General features: G+C 72.2%; 16 protein-coding genes. 14 read left to right on the plus strand and 2 right to left on the minus strand.

Annotated features, from left to right (window positions below; all coding sequences use genetic code 11):
- Nucleotides 1-2 precede the first annotated feature (2 nt).
- Entirely contained in the window at nucleotides 3-1,307 is a 1,305-nt protein-coding gene (locus tag ACWD0A_RS23535) for a COG1470 family protein (RefSeq protein ID WP_451301045.1), read from the minus strand.
- Nucleotides 1,308-1,508: 201 nt separating this feature from the next.
- Between ACWD0A_RS23535 and ACWD0A_RS23540 the strand changes: the two genes are divergently transcribed.
- The 10 genes from ACWD0A_RS23540 to ACWD0A_RS23585 all read left to right on the plus strand — a co-directional run bounded on the left by ACWD0A_RS23540 (nucleotide 1,509) and on the right by ACWD0A_RS23585 (nucleotide 16,521).
- Nucleotides 1,509-2,156, plus strand: a complete 648-nt coding sequence (locus ACWD0A_RS23540; protein WP_307713004.1) for a response regulator transcription factor — start codon at nucleotides 1,509-1,511, stop codon at nucleotides 2,154-2,156.
- Nucleotides 2,157-2,524: 368 nt separating this feature from the next.
- A complete protein-coding gene (locus tag ACWD0A_RS23545; protein ID WP_451301047.1) occupies nucleotides 2,525-6,475 on the plus strand; it encodes a hypothetical protein in 3,951 nt (1,316 codons plus the stop codon).
- A gap of 6 nt (nucleotides 6,476-6,481) precedes the next feature.
- Complete coding sequence (locus tag ACWD0A_RS23550) at nucleotides 6,482-7,147, plus strand: DUF4255 domain-containing protein (protein ID WP_451301050.1); 666 nt, start codon at nucleotides 6,482-6,484, stop codon at nucleotides 7,145-7,147.
- Nucleotides 7,147-9,168 (plus strand): ATP-binding protein, encoded by a 2,022-nt coding sequence (locus ACWD0A_RS23555; protein ID WP_451301052.1) that lies wholly within the window; start codon nucleotides 7,147-7,149, stop codon nucleotides 9,166-9,168. Before ACWD0A_RS23550 ends, ACWD0A_RS23555 begins: the two co-directional genes overlap by 1 nt.
- Nucleotides 9,169-9,310: 142 nt before the next feature.
- Complete coding sequence (locus ACWD0A_RS23560) at nucleotides 9,311-10,024, plus strand: eCIS core domain-containing protein (protein WP_451301054.1); 714 nt, start codon at nucleotides 9,311-9,313, stop codon at nucleotides 10,022-10,024.
- A gap of 2 nt (nucleotides 10,025-10,026) precedes the next feature.
- Nucleotides 10,027-13,593, plus strand: coding sequence for a hypothetical protein (locus ACWD0A_RS23565; RefSeq protein ID WP_451301056.1), 3,567 nt, complete (start codon nucleotides 10,027-10,029; stop codon nucleotides 13,591-13,593).
- A gap of 188 nt (nucleotides 13,594-13,781) precedes the next feature.
- Nucleotides 13,782-15,365 carry a phage tail sheath family protein gene (locus ACWD0A_RS23570; protein ID WP_451301058.1) on the plus strand — a complete coding sequence of 528 codons (1,584 nt, stop codon included), beginning with the start codon at nucleotides 13,782-13,784 and terminating at the stop codon, nucleotides 15,363-15,365.
- 40 nt (nucleotides 15,366-15,405) lie between these two features.
- Complete coding sequence (locus tag ACWD0A_RS23575; RefSeq protein WP_100110404.1) at nucleotides 15,406-15,849, plus strand: phage tail protein; 444 nt, start codon at nucleotides 15,406-15,408, stop codon at nucleotides 15,847-15,849.
- Between the two features lie 7 nt (nucleotides 15,850-15,856).
- The gene (locus ACWD0A_RS23580) at nucleotides 15,857-16,369 is read left to right on the plus strand and encodes a hypothetical protein (RefSeq protein ID WP_451301060.1); all 513 of its coding nucleotides are present in this window, start codon (nucleotides 15,857-15,859) and stop codon (nucleotides 16,367-16,369) included.
- Complete coding sequence (locus ACWD0A_RS23585; RefSeq protein ID WP_451301062.1) at nucleotides 16,366-16,521, plus strand: DUF6760 family protein; 156 nt, start codon at nucleotides 16,366-16,368, stop codon at nucleotides 16,519-16,521. Before ACWD0A_RS23580 ends, ACWD0A_RS23585 begins: the two co-directional genes overlap by 4 nt.
- 2,040 nt (nucleotides 16,522-18,561) lie before the next feature.
- Here the strand turns inward: ACWD0A_RS23585 and ACWD0A_RS23590 are convergent.
- The gene (locus tag ACWD0A_RS23590; protein WP_451301064.1) at nucleotides 18,562-18,903 is read right to left on the minus strand and encodes a hypothetical protein; all 342 of its coding nucleotides are present in this window, start codon (nucleotides 18,901-18,903) and stop codon (nucleotides 18,562-18,564) included.
- Nucleotides 18,904-18,942: 39 nt separating this feature from the next.
- Between ACWD0A_RS23590 and ACWD0A_RS23595 the strand changes: the two genes are divergently transcribed.
- From ACWD0A_RS23595 to ACWD0A_RS23610, 4 genes are read left to right on the plus strand one after another with little or no spacing between them, the layout of a single operon-like run.
- Nucleotides 18,943-19,383, plus strand: coding sequence for a phage tail protein (locus tag ACWD0A_RS23595; protein ID WP_177152217.1), 441 nt, complete (start codon nucleotides 18,943-18,945; stop codon nucleotides 19,381-19,383).
- Between the two features lie 5 nt (nucleotides 19,384-19,388).
- Nucleotides 19,389-20,171 (plus strand): CIS tube protein, encoded by a 783-nt coding sequence (locus ACWD0A_RS23600; RefSeq protein WP_451301066.1) that lies wholly within the window; start codon nucleotides 19,389-19,391, stop codon nucleotides 20,169-20,171.
- Complete coding sequence (locus ACWD0A_RS23605) at nucleotides 20,161-22,014, plus strand: VgrG-related protein (protein ID WP_451301068.1); 1,854 nt, start codon at nucleotides 20,161-20,163, stop codon at nucleotides 22,012-22,014. Before ACWD0A_RS23600 ends, ACWD0A_RS23605 begins: the two co-directional genes overlap by 11 nt.
- Nucleotides 22,015-22,058: 44 nt before the next feature.
- Complete coding sequence (locus ACWD0A_RS23610; protein ID WP_451301070.1) at nucleotides 22,059-22,340, plus strand: PAAR domain-containing protein; 282 nt, start codon at nucleotides 22,059-22,061, stop codon at nucleotides 22,338-22,340.

Raw genomic sequence — 22,340 nt, forward strand, 5'->3', positions numbered from 1 at the left:
TATTACTCCAGCGTGCCGCTGAAGAGGACCGCCGCGTTGCAGCGGTCGGGGGCCGGGCCGGAGGGCGGGCGGCCCACTGTGCGGCAGGCGAGGGTCACCGTGATCTTCTGCTTCGGGCCCGCCAGGATCGCCGATGCCCAGTGGAAGTCCTGCTCGCGGAAGTTCTCCAGCGCGGGGGCGAGGAGGGTCTTGTCGCCCACCGACAGCGTGATGGTGCCGGCGTCGCCCTGAGGGTTCTCCAGGACCAGATCCGTCAGGCGCAGCACTTTGCCCTCCGGGACCGTGTACGCCGCCGCGGCTGAGCCGCCGGCCGGGGCCGAGGGAGTCAGGCGGTACGAGAACAGGGCGGCCTGCGGAAGCGGAGCCGGGCCTGTGCCCGGAGTCGCCGAGGCCGACGGGGACGCACTGCCGCCCGGGCCCGGCTTGCCGCCGCCGGCACCCGCCGATGCGGCCTCCTTGGCCTCGTCCGCCGCCTCCTTCGCCTCGGCCGCCTTGGACTCCGCCGCTTCGACCGGGGCCTTCACCGCCTCCTTGGCGGCGCTGCGGACGACCGGCCGCAGCAACCCGAACCACAGACCCGCCAGCACGCCGAGGAGCACCAGCAGCGCGATCAGCAGCTTCAGCAGGCCCGCCGAGACGATCGGACGCTGCAGCAGACTGCCGTCGAGAGGCTCCGGGGCCACCTCCGGCGCCCCCTCCGGGCCGGGGGACGGGGCCGCGATCACCTGGAAGACGTGCGGCACGGCCACCCCGCGCCACATCCACCTCCTCGGCTTGACGGGCAGCTTCACGAACGCCGCCCGCCCCGGCTCCACCACTGTGGTCCCGGAAGGCAGCCCGAACTTCAGCAGATCACCTTGGTCCTTGCCCGAAAGGGCAACGAACAGGGGATAGTTGCCGCGGTTGTCCAGCGCCACCTGGAATCGGGCACCGGTGCGTCCCTGGCCCAGCCGCGGGGTCAGTTCCGCGGTGAAGTCGGCGTACGGCCGGATGTGCAGGACGCCCTCGGGCACCGTGGCGTACTGCGGTTGCTCCTGTGGCAGCACCCGTACGCCATAGGTGAGTTCACCCGGCGGCACAGTGGTGTCCCTGGGCGGTCGGACCACCAGCTCCACCTGCCCGCCCGTGCCGGGGTTCAGGGACAGCGCCGCCGGCTCGACCACACTCCAGTCGGCGGCCGGACCCAGGACCTCGAAACTGTAGGCCTCGACGACGTTTCCGCCGTTGCGGATCTCGAACGGGATCCGGGCCTCCTCGCCGGGCAGCACCGAGGCGGGGGAGGCATCCAGAAGAGCGGAAGTGGTCATGAGGGGACGGTAGGGAGCCGGGCCGGAGGGCTCCGCTCCCCTGCGGACACACCCGGGGGCACGTTGCGTTGCCCGTTGAGCCGGCGTGGAGTGGCTGCTGACTGCCCGGGTGTTCACTGGACCACAGGTGAGGAAGTGCCTGGCACGACAGGCGCCGCTCTCGCATGGCGTGGGGGCGCGCCGAACTGGGGGTTGCTGAACATGCGATACCAAGGAGAGAGCGGCGCGGAGCGTATCCGGGTGCGGCTGATGGCCCAGGACCCGATTTCGCGCGCCGGGCTGGCGGGGCAGTTGAGGAACTGCCCCCAACTCGAGCTGCTGGGGGAGGAGGAGAACGACGGGCCGGCCGTGGCCGTGGTGTCCGTGGACCGGATCGGGGAGACGGAGATGCAGACCTTGCGCCGCTTCCAGCGAGGCGGTGGATGCGGCACCGTGCTCGTGGCCACCGAGATCGACGATGCGGGGCTGGTCGCCGCCGCCGAATGCGGAGTGCTGGGTGTCGTCCGGCGGGCCGAGGCGTCCACGGACCGGCTGGTGCAGGTCATCACAGCCGCGGCGAGCGGCGAGGGCAGCGTGCCCGCGGACCTGCTGGGGCGCCTGCTGGACCAGGTGGGGCGGCTGCAGCGGCAGGTGCTGGATCCGCGCGGGCTCGCGTTCACCGGGCTGGCGCCTCGGGAGGTCGACGTGCTGCGGCTGATCGCGGAGGGCAGCGACACCGCGGAGATCGCGCGGACGCTGGCCTTCTCGGAGCGTACGGTCAAGAACATCCTCCATGACGTGACGACGCGGCTGCAGCTGCGCAACCGTTCGCACGCCGTGGCGTACGCGATGCGGCAGGGCTTCATCTGACCCGGCCCGAACCCGGCCCGCGCGAAGGTGGGTTCGGGCCTGCCCGGGCCCGGTCGGCGCCGGACGGGCCCGGGGTCACCGCGGTCGGCCGCCGCCGGGCCTGCGCCGCGGACACCGGCTCGTTGGCGCCGAGTCCGGACGCACTGCCTCTTAGGGCAGTCCGGGTTACCCCGACCGGTGCCCCTTCTCGGGCTGCCTGTGGGGTGCGCTTCGGACAGGGTTGTCCTGAGGAGGGCTGTCCGGATGCTGTCGGCACCGTCCCGGGGGAAGCCTCCGGGAGGCGCGGGGGAAACGTCCGGCGGATGCGCGTGCTTGAAGGTGTTTTCCGCTCCGTCCGGGGGCGGCGAGGGCTGGGTCTGCTGCTCGCCATGGTGCTCGTGAGTGCGGCGCCTGCCGCGGGCCCCGCCGTCATGGCTGCCGAACCCCCGCCCGCGCCGGCCGTCGACGAACTCCGGCCCGACCCGGGCCGGATCGCGTACGTCGGCGACGGTCCCCATCGCAGCGTGGCCACGATCGGCCCGCGCGGCGCTCTTGCGCCACTGCTGCCGCCCGGCGCGGCGGGCAACGACTGCCAGGCATCGGCACGCGGCGACGACGTGGTCTGGGTCAGCGACCGCAGCGGCACGGGGGAGGGGGTGTTCCGGCGCACCGGCGACGGGCCGGTGACCCCGGTCGTGCACCTGGACGGCGGGCGGCTGGCCGATCCCGTGCTGTCCCCGGACCGGCGTTGGATCGCCTTCGTGTCGTGGGAGAACGACGACGGCGAGGGCAGCCGCACGTCGGCCTACCGCTGCGACGACTCCCGAGGCCGGTTCGGCGGTGCGCAGCCCTCCGTGTGGGTCGTCCGTACGGACGGCACCGGGCTGCGTGAGGCGGTCAGCAACGCGGACTGGGCCGACTGGTCCCCGGACGGCACGGAGTTCGTCTTCACGCGGGAGGAGCGGGCCTACCGTACGACCGTGGCCGCGGGCGGTGCGGAGGTCCCGGTCTCGTACGGGCGGACTCCGGCGGCCAGGCCGGTCTGGGAGCCCGCAGTCCCTGGCGGCAGGGACCGGATCGCGTACATCACCCGCACCGGCGAGGATGAGCAGGCGCTCGCCACGGTCCCCGCGGCCGGCCGCGGGGAGACGCCGGCCGACATCCTCGCGGTCGGGGACCGCTACCGGGACGGACGACACGGCGCCGCATGGAAGCCCGACGGCAAGGAGTTGGTGTTCCTGTCCGGTGAGCCGTTCCTCGTCGACGCCAGGGCCGAAGCCTGCGGCACCTGCCAGGGCACGCCGCTGTTCGACCCCGACAACGTGGTGCTGTACGAGACGGAGAACGTCGGCTGGTTCAGCCCGGCCGGGGGCGAGCCTGCCGTCCTGGTGTCCGGGAGGGACCTCGAGGACTTCAACATCGAGAGCCAACGGGCGGCGGTACCGCTGGACCGGCTCGAACTGCGGGCCGCACAGGGCGAGGAGAGCGCCCTGTCCGATCCCGTGTACGCGCCGGACGGGCGCAGGATGGCCTTCGTACGGACCACCGGGCCGCTGGATGCACCCGCCACCGAGCGGATCCTCGTGGGGGAGGAGCTCGGGCTGGCCCGGGCCGTGCCGCTGAGATACGAGGGGATGGGCGCGAGCGAGTTCCAGGAGCGGCCGGCCTGGTCCCCGGACGGCACCAGGCTGGCCTTCGCCCGGTCGGCGCCTCCTACGCCCGGCGCCCCGGATCCGGCTGCGCAGATCGTGGTCGTGGACATCTCCCGGGGACCGCAGGACGGACAGCTGCTCCACGTGGTGCCGAAGCGGACGAGGCCCGGATTCGTGTGCTCCTCGGACGACCGTGACCCGACCTGGTCACCGGACGGTGGCAAGCTCGCCTTCTCGCGGTGGAGTGACTGCGATCCGGGGCTCAACGCGGTTCCGGGGCCACCGCGGGGGCCGGCCCCGGGTGGCGCCAGGATTGCCGTCGACGACGGCGGCGGCACGTCGGACGGCAGCGGGCCTCCCGTCGACGACGGGCCGCCTCCGGATGACGGCGCCGGAACCTCCGACGGTCCCGTCCGGTTCCGGGACGACATCCGCGACCGCCACATCTGGACCGCCGGGGCAACGCCGGACGCCGGCGTGCCGTTCGACGTGTCGGCCGCGCAGTGCGGCAGCCCCGAGTGCCGCGTGGTCGACGTACGGCCCGCCTACCGCCCCGGCACCGGCAGCATCGCCTTCGTACGCCAGACCAGCGTGCCCCTCGACCCCGGCCTGCGTGCCGCGCCCGTCTCGGGCTACGAAGGGCCGCGGATGGTGCTGGAGGTGGGCGACGACGGCACCCGCTGCCGGGGGCTCGTGCCCTTCGGCGACGCATGCCCTCTCGCCGTGCCCCCGGTCGACGGCGACGGGCCGGGCTACGACATGCCGGACAACCCCGCCTGGTCGCCCGACGGCCGGCGGCTGGCCGTCGACGTGGTGGTGTCCGGCTGGGACTCGGTGACCGACCGCCGGATCCGGGTGGTCGACCCGGCGAACGGCCAGGGAGAGACGCTGCCCGGCAAGCTCTACAACGGGCAGCAGCAGCCCACCTGGAAACCGAGCTCCGACCTGCGGGTCCACCTCACCACCCCCGATTCTCCGCTGATGCTGGGCGACACCGGCACGGTCGTCCTCGTCGTGCGGAACCACGGCGTCGCCGACTCGCCCCGGACCAGGGTCCGCGTCGAGCTGCCGACCGGACTGGACTTCGTCGCGCCCTCCGACCCCCAGGGAGCCTGCACGGCCGATCCGGCCGACGCCCGGCAACTGCTGTGCGACGTGGGCGTGCTGAAGTCCGGCACCGAGGTGCGGATCGAGCTGGACGTGAAGGGCGTCGCACCGGGTGCACAGACGATCGAGGCGACAGCGGAGGGCGCCCTGACCGACCATCAGCCGCAGGACAACACCGACGAGCTGGTGGTCCAGGTCGTGGTCCCGGACCTGGCGGTCACTGCCACGGCCACCCCGCCGGTCATCAAGATCCGCGAGCGGTCGACCGTCGAGTTCACGGTCCGCAACGCCGGCTCCGCGACCGCCGTGAACGCCCGGCTCACGCCGGCCGTTCCGCCCGGCCTCACGCCCATGTCCGGCACGCAATGCCCGGCGGCGGGCTGCGACCTGGGCAGTATCGCTCCCGGCGCGGAGAAGAAGGTCACCCTCGTCTACACAGCCCGGAACGCCTTCTCCGGGACGATCGAGGGCAGGGTGACCGCGACCACGCGGGACATCAACCCCGACAACGACCGCGCGTCGGTGGACCTGACCGTCGTCGACCCCCGGATGCCCGACCCGGCAATCACCGTGACCGCGACGCCCTCCCGGATACCGACCGGTGACCGGTCGACCGTCGTCTACACGGTACGGAACCTCGGCGACGCCCCCGCGAAGTCGGTGCTGCTGACGCCCGTACTGCCGAGCGGGCTGACCGTCGTCACCGCCACACCCGCCTGCCCCGCCACCGGTTGCGCCCTCGGGGACCTGGCGCCGGGAGCCACGGTGACCGTGACCCGGGTGGTGACCGCGAGCAACGCCCTGCGCGGGGCCGTCGCCGGTACCGTCACCACTCCCGGCCCCGACACCGACCCGGGGAACAACTCCGCCTCCGCGCCGCTGACCGTGGACGAGCGGCCGTCGCCCCCGCGGCGCTCCGCGGATCCGTCCGTGTCGGTGACCGCCGGGCCGCGCACGGCGTACTCGGGCGGCCGGATCACCGCCGAGGCGACCATCCGTAACGCCGGGCAGGTCACCGCGACCGGGCTGACGCTGAAGGTCGTCGTGCCGCCCGGGCTCCGGGTCGTGTCGGTGTCCCGGCCGCCGTGCCTGACCGCGGACGGCTGCGGGCTCGGGAACCTGGCGCCCGCGGCCCGCACCACCGTACGGCTGCAGCTGGCGGCGGACCGGGCGCTGACCGGAGCGATCACGGCGACGGTCACGACAACGGGCTCGGACAGCAACCCCGCCAACAACACCGCGAGCGCCCCGCTGACCGTGCGCCGGCCCGTGCTCCGGCTCGACCCCGAGCTGGGACCGCCCGGTGCGGTCACCCAGGCCCGCGGCAGTTCCTTCCCGCCCGGGGCCACGGTGCGGCTGCGCTGGAGCGAGGGCGTGACGGCGGCGGCCGCGCCGGTGGTGGTCGGGGCGGACGGGACCTTCTCGGCGCCGGTGCTCGTGCTCGTACAGGACGCGCTGGGGCCGCGGGCCCTGCGGGCGACGCACGACGCAGTGCCCGTGCCGCTGTTCCGTGAAGTGAAGGCCGAGTACCTGGTGGTGCCCGGGGTGCTGCAGCCGTCCGTCTTCCAGTGGCGCAGGTGACCGGACATGATCCATGAAGTGGACGAGGCGCTGCGGGAACTGGTGCGAGGGGAGGCGCTGGGGGAGGGCGCGGACGTCGAGGTCGTCTTCGACGCGCCGACCCGGGACTGGGCGGCCCGGCGCAACACCCCCACCGTGAATCTCTACCTGTACGACATCCGGGAGGACCTGCGGCGGCGCTCGCGCGGACGGCAGAACATCTACGACGAGCAGGGCCGGGTCACCGCCCGGACCCTGCCGCCCCGCTACTTCACCCTCTCGTACCTGATCAGCGCGTGGACTCAGCGACCGGAGGACGAACACCGGCTGCTCTCCTCCCTGTTGGCGTGCTTTCTCCGGCATTCCGCCCTGCCGGGCGGGCGGTTGGGGCCCGAGCTGACGGCGACAGGGCTGCCGGTGCCGGTCTCGATCGCGCTGCCACCCCCGGAGGACCGGGCGTTCGCGGATGTGTGGTCGGCGCTGGGAGGGGAGCTGAAGCCTTCGCTCGACGTGGTGGTGAGCGCGCCGGTCACCACGGCACCGGTCTACCCGGCGGGGCCACCGGTGGAGGAGGGGCTGGCGGTCGACCTGTCGGACGTCCATGCGCCGACCGCGGCTCCGGCGTCCGTACCCGTCCCGGGGCCGCGTGGCCCGCGACGCGCCCGCCGCCCCGGCGACCGGACGGGTGCTTGATGGACCATCTGCTGGGACGGCTCGGGATCGTCGAGGCACGGGTACGCCGGGCCGTTCAGGCACGACGGGCCGTGGACCCGGACGCGGACGACCCCTTCCGGGGCCTGTACCTGTCGGAGGACGCTGTCCTGCGGATTCTGGACGAGCCGCAGACCGTGCCATGGCCGGACGACCCGGTGGACGTGCCCGACCGGGAGGCCCCGGAGCGCGCCGCCGAGGACTCCAGGCTGACCGCGCTTCAACGGAACTTCTGCCTGACGCCGCTGGACGTGGAGCTGCTGCTCATCGCGCTGGCACCGGACCTCGACGGCCGGTTCGAGCAGCTCTACGGCTATCTCAACGACGACGTGACGCGCCGGCGCCCGACGATCGGGCTGGCCCTCGGTCTGTGCGGGGTGGCCGCGGTCTCGGCCGGGGCGCGGGCCCGGCTGGCGGCCGACGCACCGCTGGTGGAGCGTGGCCTGCTGCTCGTGGAGGAGTGGGAACGCCCCTTCCTGGGCCGGTCGTTGCGGGTCCCGGACCGGGTCACCAGCCATCTGCTGGGTGATGACGCCATGGAGCCGGTACTGGTGGACGTGATGCGCCCGGTGCGGGCCGGGGCCCTGCCCGAGGGGGTCCTCGGCGATCTGCCGGAGCGGCTCGCCGGTGCCGTACGGGACGCGATCTCGCCGGTGTACCTACGGGAGCCCGCCGGCGGCACCGCGCAGGAGCTGGCCGCCGACGCCCTGGCCGGGGCGGGGTGCACGGCGTTCGCCCTGGACCTGGCGCGGCTGACCCGGCAGACCGGTCCCGAGGCACTGGTCAGAGCGGCCGGCCGGGAGGCCGCACTGGCCGGGGCGGGCCTGATCGCGGCACCGGTGGAAGCGCTGGCGGAGCGGCTGGAGCTGCTGCGGGCCCTGGCCGGGCTGCCCGTACCGGTACTTCTGGCAGGCCAGGCGGGCTGGGACCCGCAGTGGTCGGACGGCACGCCCCTGCTGGTGGAGGTCGGACGGCTGGGGGCCGCGGCGCGGGCGGCGCTGTGGCGGCAGGTGCTGGGGGACGGGAGCACGGGGGACTCGGTGGCGGCCTTCGTCCTCACCCCCGAGCAGATGCGGCGCGCGGCGTCGGCGGCCCGGCAGCAGGCGGTCCTGGAGCGCGGCCCGGTGGGCGAGGCGGAACTGCTCCACGGGGCGCGGGCGCAGAGCACCTCCGGTCTGGAGCGGCTCGCCCGCCGGATCCAGCCGGCGGTGGGCTGGGACGACCTCGTACTCCCGCCGGGCGTACTGGGCCAGCTGCGGGAGCTGGCCGCGCGGGCCAGGCACCGGGACCGGGTGCTGGGGGACTGGGCGATGCGGCCGGGCGGCGGACGCGGACGCGGGGTGATGGCGCTCTTCTCCGGGGACTCGGGCACCGGCAAGACGATGTCGGCGGAGGTCATCGCCGGGGCGCTGGGACTGGACCTGTACACGGTCGATCTGGCGACGGTCGTGGACAAGTACGTGGGGGAGACGGAGAAGAACCTGGAACGGATCTTCACGGAGGCGGCGGGCGTCAACGGGGTGCTCCTCTTCGACGAGGCGGACGCGGTCTTCGGCAAGCGCTCCGAGGTGAAGGACGCGCACGACCGCTACGCCAACGTGGAGAGCGCGTATCTGCTGCAGCGGATGGAAACCTTCGACGGACTGGCGGTGCTGGCGACGAACCTGCGGGCGAACCTGGACGAGGCGTTCACGCGCCGCCTCGACCTGGTGGTGGACTTCCCGCTGCCGGACGCGGAGCAGCGAGAGGCGCTGTGGGACCGCTGCCTGGGCACGGCGCTCCCACGAGCGGACGACATCGACCTGGCCTTCTGCGGGAGGGCGTTCGAGCTGGCGGGTGGCGACATCCGCTCGGCGGCGGTCACGGCGGCCTACCTGGCGGCGGAGGCTGAGCGTCCGGTCTCGATGGCGGATCTGGTGGCGGCGGTGGCGCGGGAGTACCGGAAGCTGGGCCGGCTGTGCCTGGAGAGCGAGTTCGGGCCGTATGTGGGCCTTGTGCGGTAGCCGTCGGCCGGTGCCGTCTGCCCGAAGGGGCAGTCGGCCCTGCCCCCGGGTGGCACCGGAGGCCTCTGTCCGGCGGGCGCCGCACGGCGGATGGTGGCAGGTGAGCCGAGCCCTCACAGCGGCACCGGGGTCAGGGGGAGAGATGCACGGACACGAACACGGGCACGAGCACGACGCGGAGTACGTGGCCGGTCCGCGGCCCAAGGCCGAGCAGGACGACGCGGGCGCCCCCGATGCCCTCCTGCTCAAGGCGGCGGCCGGCGGGCGGGCCGATGTGCTCGGCCCCGGCGGGATGCTGCGACTGCAACGGGCCCTCGGCAACAGCGGTGTCGTGGCCGTGGTGCAGCGCTCCTCCGTGCACGACGTGGTGAACTCCGGTGGCGGCAGGCCCCTCGATGCCGAGGTCCGCACCGACATGGAGGCCCGGCTCGGGCACGACTTCGGCGACGTACGGGTTCACACGGACTCCGCCGCGCACGAATCGGCGCAATCGGTCAACGCGCATGCGTACACGGTGGGTTCGCATGTCGTGTTCCAGCGGGACGCCTACGACCCCGGCTCCCACCAGGGCCGTACCACCCTGGCGCACGAGCTGACGCATGTCGTGCAGCAGCGGTCGGGCCCGGTGGACGGCACCGAGACCGCCGGGGGCATCAAGGTCAGCGATCCCTCCGACCGGTTCGAGCGCGAGGCCGTGGCCAACGCCGAGCGGGTGATGGCCGCCCCGGCCCCTGTGGTCCCCGCCGCCTCGGTGCAGCGGGCGGCCGAAGAGGGCCAGGAGGCTTCCGTGCAGGGCGTGTTCGTGCAGCGCGCGGCGGCCGAGGAGGCCGAAGAGGACGAGGCCCCGGCGGAGTAGGGGTGAAGGCCACAGCGGACCGGGCCGCCGGGGACGAACCCGCACGGGAGACCAAGGCGCCGCCGCGCCGGGCCCCGGACAGCGGTCCGGCCGCGGCCACCCGGCCCCGGCCGCTGGACCCACGAGCGGTCCAGAGGCTGCAGGCCCGTGCGGGGAATGCCGCCGTGGCCCGCCTCGTGGCGAAGCCGCAGCCCGCACCCGTACAGCGGCTGGACTCCGGCTCCGCACTGCCCGTTGCGCCCACAGGCCTGACACCGGAGACGGACCCGCGCTTCCGGAAGGCCGCCGGTGACATCCGGGCCAAGAAGAACGCCCTGGCGGCCCATCCGAGTACCTCGTCCCAGGTGAAGGCCGCGAAGGACGCGGCGAAGCCGCCCGGGGACGACAAGGAGGCGCAGGCCAAGGCAGCGCAGGCCGGGGAGATGGGCGCGGCGAAGCCCGGCACCTTCGACAAGGAGGCCTTCATCGCGGCCGTGTCCGCCGCGATCGCCGCAAAGGCGCCCAAGACCCTCGACGAGGCGGACACGTTCACCCGGTCCGGGAAGACCGACGAGATCAAGTCCCAGGTGTCGGGCCAGGTGACGGCGGGCAAGGAGGGCTCGGCCAAGGACATCACGGAGAAGACCGCGAAGGCCCCTGACGAGTCGAAGGCCGTCGAGAAACCGGTCACTCCGCTGCCGGGACAGCCCGCACCGCCGACGCTCGCGCCCCCGGACCCCAAGGCGGCCGCGGTGGCGAAGGCTCCGCCCGAGCAGACCGACCTGAGTACGGGGCCCAAGGAGACCGACGCCATGATGGCGGAGGCCAAGGTCACCCCGGAGCAGCTGGCCCACTCCAACGAGCCGCAGTTCAAGGAGGCGCTGGACGCGAAGAAGGCGTCCGACGCGCACGCGGCGACGGCACCCGACCAGTTCCGGGCGGCTGAGGCGGCGCGGGTGGCCGCCGAGCAGGGCGGCGCGGCCGCCGCCGGCCCGGCCGGCATCCAGGCCATGACGGCGGCGAAGGCGGGTGCCGCGCAGCAGGTCGCGACGGGCCAGGGCGCCGCGCAGTCCAAGGAGGAACAGGAGCGGGCGCGTGTCGCGGCGGAGATCAGGGGGATCTTCGACGCGACGAAGAAGGAGGTCGAGGGCATCCTCGGCTCCCTCGACACCGAGGTCGAGACGGCGTTCGACAACGGGCAGAAGGCGGCGAAGGCGGCCTTCGACGCGGACCACCAGACCAAGATGAAGGCCTGGAAGGACGAGCGCTACTCCGGCATCACGGGCGCGGCCCGCTGGCTCGCCGACGCGGTGCTGGACCCGCCGCCGCGCGCCAACCAGATCTTCGCCGAGGCCCGCCTGGTCTACGAGCGCGAGATGCGGGCGGTCATCTCGAACATCGCGGACCTGATCGGCAAGCGGCTGGCCGACGCGTCGAACGCGATCGCGCGAGGAAAGCAGAGGATCGCCGACAAGGTCGCCGAACAGCCCAAGAATCTACGGCAGTTCGCGCAGCAGGCTGCGAACGACATCGGCGGGGAGTTCGAGCAGCTCGAGTCCTCGGTCTCGGAGAAGTCCCAGAGCCTGGTGCAGGACCTGGCGGACAAGTACGTCGCGGCGCGCGGCGAGCTCGATGAGGAGATCAAGAAGCTTCAGGAGGAGAACAAGGGCCTGCTGAGCAAGGCGAAGGACGCGATCGCGGAGACCGCCGCGACCCTCCTGAAGCTCAAGGACATGCTCCTCGGTGTCCTGGCCCGGGCCGCCGGCGCCATCGACAAGATCATCTCCAACCCGATCGGATTCCTCGGCAACCTCGTCAACGCGGTCAAGGCGGGCGTGACGGGCTTCGCCGCGCGGATCGGTGAACACCTCAAGAACGGCCTCAAGCAGTGGCTGTTCGGCCAGCTCTCGGCGGGCGGCATCGAGATCCCGGAAACCTTCGACGCCAAGGGCATCATCAAGCTCATCCTCTCCATCCTCGGCCTGACCTGGACCAACATCCGCACCCGCATCGTGGCCCGGATCGGCGAGCGCGCAATGGGGGCCCTGGAGACCGGCTTCGAGATGGTCAAGGTTCTGGTGACGGAGGGCGTCGGCGGCCTCTGGAAGTGGATCGCCGAGAAGATGTCCGACCTCAAGGACACGGTCATCGGGGCGATCAAGGACTTCGTGACCGAGAAGATCGTCACGGCGGGCATCACCTGGATCGTCTCGATGCTGAACCCGGCGTCGGCGTTCGTGCGGGCCTGCAAGGCGATCTACGACGTGGTGATGTTCTTCGTCAACCGCGCGGCGCAGATCAAGAGCTTCGTCGACTCCGTACTCGACTCCGTCGAAGGCATCGCGCGAGGCGGTGGGGGAGGCGTTCCGGCCCTGATCGAGCAGAGCCTGGCGAAGGCGGTCCCGGTGGTCCTGGACTTCCTGGCGAGCCTGTTGGGCCTGGGCGGGATCTCGGCGAAGATCAAGGAGATCCTGCAGAAGGTCCAGGCGCCGGTGATGAAGGCGGTCGACTGGGTGATCGGCAAGATCGTGGACGCGGGGAAGAAGGTCCTGAGCAAGCTCAAGTCGAAGGTCCAGGGCGGCGACGACAGTCCGGAGGGGAAGCAGGCGCGCCTGGACAAGGGCGTCGCCGCAGCGGTCGCGGCCGCCAACCGGCTGGCGGGGCGACCGGTCACCAAGGCGATGCTCACACCTGTCCTGGCCGCCATCAAGGCCAGGTACGGTTTGGTCCGGTTGGACTTGGTGGAGGCGGGCCCCAAGTGGGCGGTCGCGGGTGAGGTCAACCCGAGGAAGCAGGCGGACACCGAGGCCGACCGGATCGCGGCGGCGAAGGACAAGGCGCTGGCGGACGAGGTGGCGCGGCTCAAGGCGGAGGTCCAAGCCGCCGTGGCGGAGAAGAACGCCGCCATGCCGCAGATCCAATCGATCAACCAGCGACTGCAGGAGCTCGGTCCGCGCATGCGGAGCCTGCCCGACGGACCCGAGCGGGCTGAACTCAAGCGGCAGTACGACGTGCTGGTGGCCGAGCGGGCCGAGGTCATCGACGAGCTTGCCGGCCATGTACGCAATGTCGAGGCGAAGAGCACGCGCTACGGCAACGCCGTCGAGCGGCAGGAGAAGGAGCGGATCGAGACACTCGGCAAGCTGGTGAAGAAGTTGCGCAGCGACAAGACGTTCAAGGCGGCGAACGTGGCGGCTGCCAGGAGCGGGCCCAAGGGGCAGGACGTGCTGGGCGTGATCGAACCAAGCCCGAGCACCGGCAAGCCTGAGGGCGTCACCGCCGACCACGTGTTCCCGATGAGCAAGATCGCCCGCCTGCCCGGGTTTCTGTCTCTGGACCCCAACGACAGGGTCGCGGTGTCCTCATGGGCAGAGAATCTCAAGCCGCTGCGACGCAGCGTCAACAGCCAGCGCCAGGACCGCCCGTGGAGCGCGATGGGGCCGGTGCTCCAGAACCACCCGCAGGTGAAGTCCCTCCCCGGCCTGAGCGGAAAGATCAACGAACTCTCGGCCCTGGAAGACCGCATGGAGAAGACCCTGGCGGAGGAGATCGCCGACCGCCTGCCCTCCCCTCGGACTCCTGCCCGCTGACCACACACCATGGCCGCGTGGCTCTGCTGCGCGCCGGGGTCCAGACCGTCGACCTCGGCGGGCTCAGCACCAGGCGATGCCCGAAGGGGCACCCCGGGGTTCCCCCAGGGCCGTACGGCAGGTCATGACCTTGAAGGGGCACGCGGCGCACGCTTGGGGCGACCGTTACGTCCCAGGGGAGGGCCAGGATGCCGTCGTACCAGTCACCAGGCGTCTACGTCGAAGAGGTCGAGGCCGGCTCGCGCCCGATCGAAGGCGTCGGGACCGCCGTGGCCGCCTTCGTCGGGCTGGCGGCCGAAGGGCCGTACCACACGCCGACGCTGGTGACGAACTGGAGCCAGTTCACCTCCACCTTCGGGGACTTCATCGAGGGCTCGTACCTGGCCCACGCCGTCTACGCCTACTTCCTCAACGGGGGCGGGACCTGTTACGTCGTACGGATCGGCGGGGACGGCGGGCCGGCAGTCCAGGAGTCGCGGCCCGCGGCCGCCGCCGGGAAGCGGGGGAAGACCGGGGCGCTCCCCGCGGGGCCGCGCAGTGCGCTCGGCGCGTTTCAGGTCGCCGCCCTGGAGGGGACGGGCGAGCAGATCGCTGTCGAGGTGGCGGACGCCAAGGGGGAGTCGCCCGGCGAGGACGCCTTCACGCTGAACGTGAAGCGCGCGGACCGGGTCGAGGAGACCTGGGAGGTCTCCGCCAAGCGGAGCCAGCGCAACTACGTGGTGACGGTGGTACGGGACAAGTCGCGGCTGATCACGGTGGAGGACGCCGGGCCCGCGCAGGCGCTGGGCCGGCCCGACAACCAGACGGTGGGTCTCGCCCCGGCGCCCGCACCCGCGGCGGCGCCCGCCGTCCCCGCGGCCCTCAGCGCTGCCGACTACGTCGGAAGCACCGCCGAACGCAGCGGGTTCGGCGGGCTGGAGACCGTCGACGAGATCACGATGCTGGCCGTGCCGGACCTGATGAGCGCCTACCAGCAGGGTGCGCTCGACGCCGGAGGGGTCAAGGCCGTCCAGCTGGAGATGATCGCCCACTGTGAGCGGATGGGGAACCGCGTCGCGATCATCGACCCGCTGCCCGACCTCTCGCCGCAGCGGGTCAGCGACTGGCGCAGGACGGGCGCCGGATACGACTCCAAGTACGCGGCCCTGTACTACCCCTGGGTGAAGGTGGCCGACCCCACGGCCCCGAACCAGACGAAGTTCGTCCCGCCGAGCGGGGCCATGGCGGGCGTATGGGCCAGGAACGACGAGAGCCGCGGCGTGCACAAGGCCCCCGCGAACGAAGTCGTGCGGGGGACCGTGGACCTGGCTGTCCATCTGACCAAGGCCGAGCAGGCCCTTCTCAATCCGATCGGGGTGAACTGCCTCCGCAGCTTCCCGGGACGCGGAATCCGGGTGTGGGGCGCGCGCACTCTGTCGTCCGACCCGGCCTGGCGTTACCTCAACGTCCGGCGGCTGTTCAACTACATCGAGGAATCGATCCTCATCGGCACCCAGTGGGTGGTCTTCGAACCGAATGACGACGCCTTGTGGGCCCGGATCCGACGGACCATCTCGGCCTTCCTGGTCAATGAGTGGCGCAAGGGCGCGCTGTTCGGGCTGACGCCCGACGAGGCCTTCTACGTGAAGTGCGACCGCGAGACGAATCCGGCCGAAGGGATCGACGCGGGGGAGGTGGTCTGCGAGATCGGGATCGCGCCCGTGAAGCCGGCCGAGTTCGTGATCTTCCGGCTGGCCCAGTTCTCGGGCGGCACCAGCCTCGTCAACGAGTAGAGCAGCCAAGCAGAGCATGAGCAGGTAAGGGGCGGATGGCATGGCACTGCCGGACATGGACACCTCGGTCGGTCACTCCTTCGGGCTGGAGATCGACGGGGTCGTCATCAAGCAGATCAACGAGGTGACGGGCCTGAAGATGGAGCAGGACGTCATCGAGCTGAAGCAGAACACAGCGGACGGCAAGTACGTCATCAAGAAGCTGCCGGGTCGGCCGAAGGCGGGCGAGGTCACGCTGACGCGCGGTCTGACCGCGGACAACAACTTCGAGAAATGGATCAAGGACGCCCGGTTCGGGAAGATGGGCACGGCCCGCAAGGGTGGCGCGATCATCGTCTTCGACTACGAAGGCCAGGCGATCAAGCGCTATACCCTGGTGAACGCCTGGCCCAAGAGCCTGGAGATCAGCTCGCTGAAGGCGGGCGACACCAGTGTCCTGACGGAAAAGCTCGTCATCACGTACGAGCAGATGGACGTGGCGTGAGCGCCTGATGCGACGAAAGATTGCACCGACGGCCGCCATCGGGGAGAAGGCCGGGACGGGGGCCGGAACCGTCGACCCGCTCGAGGGGTTCGAGGCGGCCCGTGGGTTCGACGCGGTCGAGGCCCGGGCCGGTGGAGGAGCCGACTCGATGCGCACCGAGTTCACCTTCGAACTGCCCCGCGGGTACGTCGACGAGGCGGGGCGGGTGCACCGCAGCGGGGTGATGCGGCTCGCCACCGCGCGCGACGAACTCGTACCGCTGCGGGACGACCGGGTGCGGGAGAACCCGGCGTATCTGTCGGTGGTGCTGCTCGGGCGTGTGGTGGAGCGCATCGGCTCGGTGACGGACATCCACGCCGGCGTCATCGAGGACCTGTTCGCCTCCGACCTTGCGTTCCTGCAGGACTTCTACCGGCGAATCAACGCCGAGGGGCACACCCGGGCGCAGGTGACGTGTCCGTCCTGTGAATCGGCCTTCGCGGTCGACCTGGCGGGTGGTGGACGCCTGGGGGAATCGTGACGTACGCGACGGAGCAGCTGTACGACGAAGTCGCGTACATCGCCTACCACTTCCACTGGCCCCTGGGGGCGATCCTCGAACTGGAGCACCCCGAGCGGCGCAGGTACGTCGAGCAGATCGCCCGGCTGAACCGGCCGGCCGGGGGGCGGTGAGTGACAGTGTTCGACGCGCTGCGGAGCTGGTTCCGCGGAAGGACTCCTGTGCCGCCGGTCAGCCCGGATTCGGATAGGGCACCGGCTGCCGTGCCGCCTCGTGAGGCCGATCCCGGCTGGCGCGAACTGCCGGTGCAACGGCTGACATTCGGGGCGCCGGCGCTGGTGAGCGACCCCAAGGGATTCGGTGACTCACTGGCCTCCTGGCGCAATCCGTCGCTGCAACGCCGACTGGGGCACACGGTGAGCGCGGACGCGCCGTCGGGGGTCGTCGGCGGAGTGCTGGAGCCCATACCCCGTCCCGCGCCCGTGCAGAGGTGGGAGTCGTCGGCAGGACAGGTCTCGCCGCTTGGGCGGCCGACGGTGCATGCGGCCGGCGATGAGACGGCTGCGGCCACCCGGCCGGTCGAGTCGGTCCGACCGGCCGAGTCGGTGGCTTCTGCGGCCGTGCAGGAGGCGCCTGGGCTCGCTGCTCCGGTCGCCCCCGAGGCGCCGGTTCCTCCGGTGGTGGTCCCGCTCGCCCCGCAGCGGGCCCTCACCGTCGCCCGCGCCGTGGAGCTGCCGGTTCCGACGCTCACGGCAAGGGCATTGCCGGTACCGGGGCCGAAGACGCGGAGCGTGCCGGACCGCCCGGCAGTCGCCCGTCCAGACCCCCAGGAGCAGGCGCCCGTGGCGGAACCCATGGCGGTGCAGCGGTCCACGGCCGATCCCGATCCGGGGTCGGACCCGGCGGCGACTGCTGCGGTGACTCCTGCGGTGAGTGATCGGCCCCTTGCCGGGGAGGTGCCCCTCGTCGCCGACCCCGTCGGCGGCGACCCGGGCTCCCCGGCCACTGCCCTCCCGTCCGATGCGGCCGGGGCCTCCACGGAACCGCCGGCCAAAACCGCCGACGCGCTCCCGTCAGCCTCAACGGCGCCGGTCTTGCCGAGCGAGGGTGCCGTTTCCGTCCAACGCGCGGGTGAACCTTCCAGGGCAGAACTGCCTCCTGCTCATGGTGTGGAGGTGCGCCCCCTCGTGGGGGACCAGCCACTGGCGGCCGTCAGCCCCTCGGCGTCGGCCCCGGAGCCGCCTTTGTCCGTACCGGTGCAAAGGGTGGAGCTGCCCGTTGTGCCGATGGCCGATGCACCGTCGGCGCCACGGCCGTCGGCCGGAATCCGGCCGGAGCCGGTCGACGTGCCCATGACTCCGGAGGCCCACTCCGAAGAGTCGTTGCCGGTGCAGAGAACGGAACAGCCGGAGCCAGGACCAGGGACCGCGTCGAAGAGTTCCCCGATGGGTGAGCGTCCGCTGGTGGGGGAGCAGCCGCTCAGCCCCGCAGGCGCTCCACCACCGGTCACGCCGGAGCCTGCTCCGGCGCCGCGGGTCGGCCTGGGGGTGCCGCTGTCGTCCGCGCCGGGAGCTTCCGTGGCGGAGCCCGTACCCGTAACCGTGCAGCGCCAGGAGCAGCAGCCGCCTGCCCGGCGGCTGGGCCTCGGGGCTCCGCTGCCCGCCGTACCCGTACCCGTACCCGTACCCGAACCGGTAGCGGCTCCGGCGCCTGTATCGGCTCCCGCTCCGAGACCGGAGCCGACGGTCCCCGTGCCCGTCGTACCGGAGATCGTGCCGGAGGAACGACGACCGGAACCCGCATCCGCTCAGCGTCAGGAGGAGCCGCTGACCGTGGTACGGGCCACGGTGCTTCAGCGGGCCCCCGAGGAGGTGCCCCTCGCGCCGGAGCCGGGGCCCGAGCCCGTGGCCGGGCTCGTGGGAGAGCGCGCACTTGAGCTGCAGGCCGCACCTGTGCCGGCGCCCGGGGCCGAGGCCCGGAGCCCGGACCCCGCGCCACCCGCGGCCGTGCCGGTGACCTGGGTATCCTCGCCGGCTGCTCCCGTACAGCGAGCGGAGCCGGTCGTCTCCGGAGTCGTCGTGTCCGCGGCCGTACCGTCCTGGGCACCACCGCCCGTTGCCGCGTCCGCGTCCGTACAGCGATCCACGGCGCCGGACTCGTCGGCGCCCGTGCCGTGGGAGCCAGGGCCCGTACCTGCGCCCGCTCCCGCGCACCTACCCGTACAGCGCGTCGCGCTGCCCGAGCCGCCGCCCGGCCCGACCGCGCCGGTTTCCTGGGCGCTCCCGCCCGCGGCCGTACAGCGAGAACCCGAGGCAGCACCGGAACCCGCACCAGCACGGGGACCAGCACCAGAACCCGAGCCGCCCCCGCCGCCGCAGCCACCCCCCGCCCAGGCGCAGCAGCAGTCCTCCGCCCCGGCAACTCCGGCCGCTCCAGGCGGCGGTGAGTCCACCGACGAGCTCGTCCGGCGGCTCGTCGGGCCCCTCGGCCGACTGCTCCGCGCCGAGCTGCGACTTGACCGGGAACGGGCCGGCGTACGCCTCGATCCCCGTCACTGAACGACGTCAGAATCACCGAACGCCTGAAGGGAAGCCATGGCTCGGAACCAGCAGCCTGACCCCGCCGTGAGCGTGTGCTTCATGGTCGAGATCGACAACATCAACCTCGGGGCGTTCAACAGCTGCGAAGGCCTCGGCTGCGAAGTCGTCATGGAGCAACGCGAGGAGGGCGGCAACAACGGCTACGTCTGGCAGCTGCCGTCCCGGATCAAGTTCTCCAACATCAAGCTGAGCCGGCCCGTCACCAAGGACACCGAGAAGGTCACCGCCTGGCTGTCCGGCATGATCAACGGCGTTGCCCGGAAGACCGCGCACATCAGCGCGATGACCGTCGAGGGCACCGTCGTGGCCCGCTGGAGCCTGATGGACGTGGTTCCCGTCCGCTGGACCGGGCCGTCCCTCAGCCCGGAGAACGTCAAGGTGGCCACCGAGACCCTCGAGATCGCCCACCACGGCTTTCTCCACGGGGGGAGTTGAGTCGCATGGCCAACCAGCCGGTCGCGTTCATCGCCGCTGCGGCCCCGCCCGGACCCGCCGACCCGAAGGGGGGCGGCGGCTCCCGCCCCAAGCTCGAACGGGCCTATCTGGAGTTGCGCCAGCCCCCGGCAGACGGCGGGACGACGACCCCCGGCCCGCGTATGGGGCAGATCGACTTCCAGTTCAACCCGAAGGAACTCACCCTCGCCAAGACCGCCAAGTGGGAGCGGAAGACCGCCAAGGGCGCCAAGAAGGCCGGGCCCGCGGAGTTCAAGGGCGCGGGGCCGTCCAAGCTCACCCTGGAGATGTTCTTCGACGCCACCGCCAAGCAGGACGACAGCGTGGTGTCGGCCGTCGAGTCGCTGCTGTCCTGCTGTGTGCCCACCGACCAGACCCACCAGAAGCAGCAGGGCGTGCCGCCGTGGGTGATCTTCCACTGGGGCGGGCTCACCGGATTCGTCGGGTACGTCAGCCAAGTGCAGGCCAAGTACACCTTGTTCACGCCCGGCGGCCTGCCCATCCGGGCCACCTGCCAGGTGACCCTGGAGGAGATCAGCGGGCCCGTGCCGGGCCAGAACCCCACCTCGGGCGCGCTCGCCGCCCGCCGGGTGCACCGGGTGGTCTCCGGGGACACGCTCGCGCTGCTGGCCTGGCGGGAGTACGGAGATCCGGCCGCCTGGCGGGACATCGCCGAGGCCAACGGCATCGACGATCCGATGCGCCTGGCACCCGGGACGGAACTGCTTCTGCCCGCCGCCGAGGAGATCGGGGCTTCGCATGGCCGGTGAGAGCTTCGCCAACACCCTCGCCGTCGAGGTGAACGGACAGCCGCTGCCCGCGCCCGTGGCCGAACTGATCGTCTCCGCCTACGTCGACGACTCCACCCAACTGCCCGATCTGTTCGCCGTCCGCTTCCGCGACCCCCACCACCTGGTACTGCCCAGGACGGGCATCACCATCGGCACGCCGATGAAGCTGTACGCACGCGCCGGCGACGACGCTCAGCGCCAACTCCTGGTCTCCGGCGAGGTCACAGCCGTCGAGATCGACCTCGACGCCACCGGCACCTTCACCGTGGTCCGCGGGCTCGACCACGCGCACCGGTTCTTCCGCGGCCGCCGCGTCGCCGGGTACCGGCAGATGACCGCCTCCGACATCGCCGTGCAGGTGGCCAAGCGGGCCGGGCTGCCCATCGGCAGGGTCGACTCCACGACCACGGTGTACGAGCACCTGGCCCAGCCGGGCATCACCGACTGGGAGTTCCTGCACCGGCTCGCGGACCTCGCGGGCACCGAAGTCGCCGTCGTCGACGGGAAGTTCGTCTTCCGGGATCCGGCGAGGGCCGAGACGGCGCCCGCGACCTCCACCCGGCCGCAGGCCAGCCCCTACGTGCTCGAGTTCGGGCGGAACCTGCTGCGCTGCCAGGCCGCGGTCACCGCCGCCGACCAGGTCCAGCAGGTCGAGGTGCGCGGCTGGGACGTGCAGGCCAAGGCCGCAGTCGTCGGCCGGGCTCCCGCCGACCGCAGCGAACGGCTCCAGCTCGGGCTCACGCCGGGGCAGGCCGCCGTCCCCTTCGGCAAAGCCGTCTTCCTGGCCACGGACGTCCCGTACGGCACTCAGGCCGAGGCCGACCAGGCCGCGAAGGCGCTCGCCGCCGACCTCGCCGCCTCGTTCGCGGAGCTCGACGCGATCGCCATGGGCATCCCGCAGCTGCGCGCCGGGACAGCGGTCACCCTCGCCAATGTCGGGGCGCCCTTCGAGGGGAAGTACACGATCTCCGGCAGCCGGCACGTCTTCGACGCGGACACCGGCTACCAGACGTGGATCACGGTCGGCGGCCGCTCCAACCGCTCGCTGTACGGACTCGCCTCGGGCGGGGGCGGCGGACTCCCTCAGGACCGCATCGGCGGCCTCGTCAACGCGACGGTGACCGACACCCGGGACCCCGAGGGGCGGGGCCGGGTGAAGCTCGCCTTCCCCTGGCTGGACGGGGAGTACGTCAGCGACTGGGCCAGGACCGCGGACCTCGGCGGCAAGGGCGGCGGAGGCGTCTTCGGTCCGGAGGTCGGCGACGAAGTGCTGGTCGGCTTCGAACAGGGCCGGGTGGACCGTCCCTATGTCATCGGCGGGCTCTACAACGGCCAGGACAAGCCGTCCGAGCACGACTGCGCGCTCGTCGACTCCACGAGCGGGGCCACCAACCGCCGTTCCCTGGTGACCCGTTCCGGCAACCGGCTGGAGCTGCTGGACGTCGCGAACGGGCCCAAGGGCGTACGCCTGGCGACCGGCGACGGCAAACTCACCCTGCACCTCGACCAGAAGGCCACCTCCGTCACCGTGCACAGCGACGGGAAGGTCGAGATCACCGCGAAGGAGAAGGTCACCGTCAGGGCCGAGCAGGGCATCAGCATGGACGCCGGTACCGGAAAGCTCGAACTGGCCGGTCAGTCCGTTCAGGTCAAGGCCCAGGCCGGGGTCGACGTCGACGGCGGCGCGGGCGCGGTGAGGCTGCAGACCAACGGCCAGGTCGAGGTCAAGGGCACCACCGTCGGGGTCGACGGGAAGGCGAGCACCGAGATCAAGGGCGGAGCCAGCTGCTCGATCAGCGCCGCCCTCGTCCGCATCAACTAGCCGTATCGACCAACCGCATCAACCAGCCTGAGGAGTCGTACGAGATGCCGCCTGCCGCACGCGTCGGTGACCCCACCGGGCACCCGGGGGTGATCGGGCCGCCCGGGGTGCCCACCGTGCTGATCGCGGGGATGCCCGCGGCCGTGGTCTCGACCCCCCACATCTGCTCGTTCCCGCCGCCGGCCGTGCACCCTCCGTCCGCGATCGCCCCGCCCGGCTGCCCCACCGTTCTCATCGGCGGCCTGCCGGCCGCGCGCGTGGGCGACCTGGCCGCGTGCGGAGCGCCGATCGTCATGGGCGCGGTCACCGTGCTGATCGGGGGCTGA

Source organism: Streptomyces sp. NPDC002867 (genome assembly GCF_053591895.1).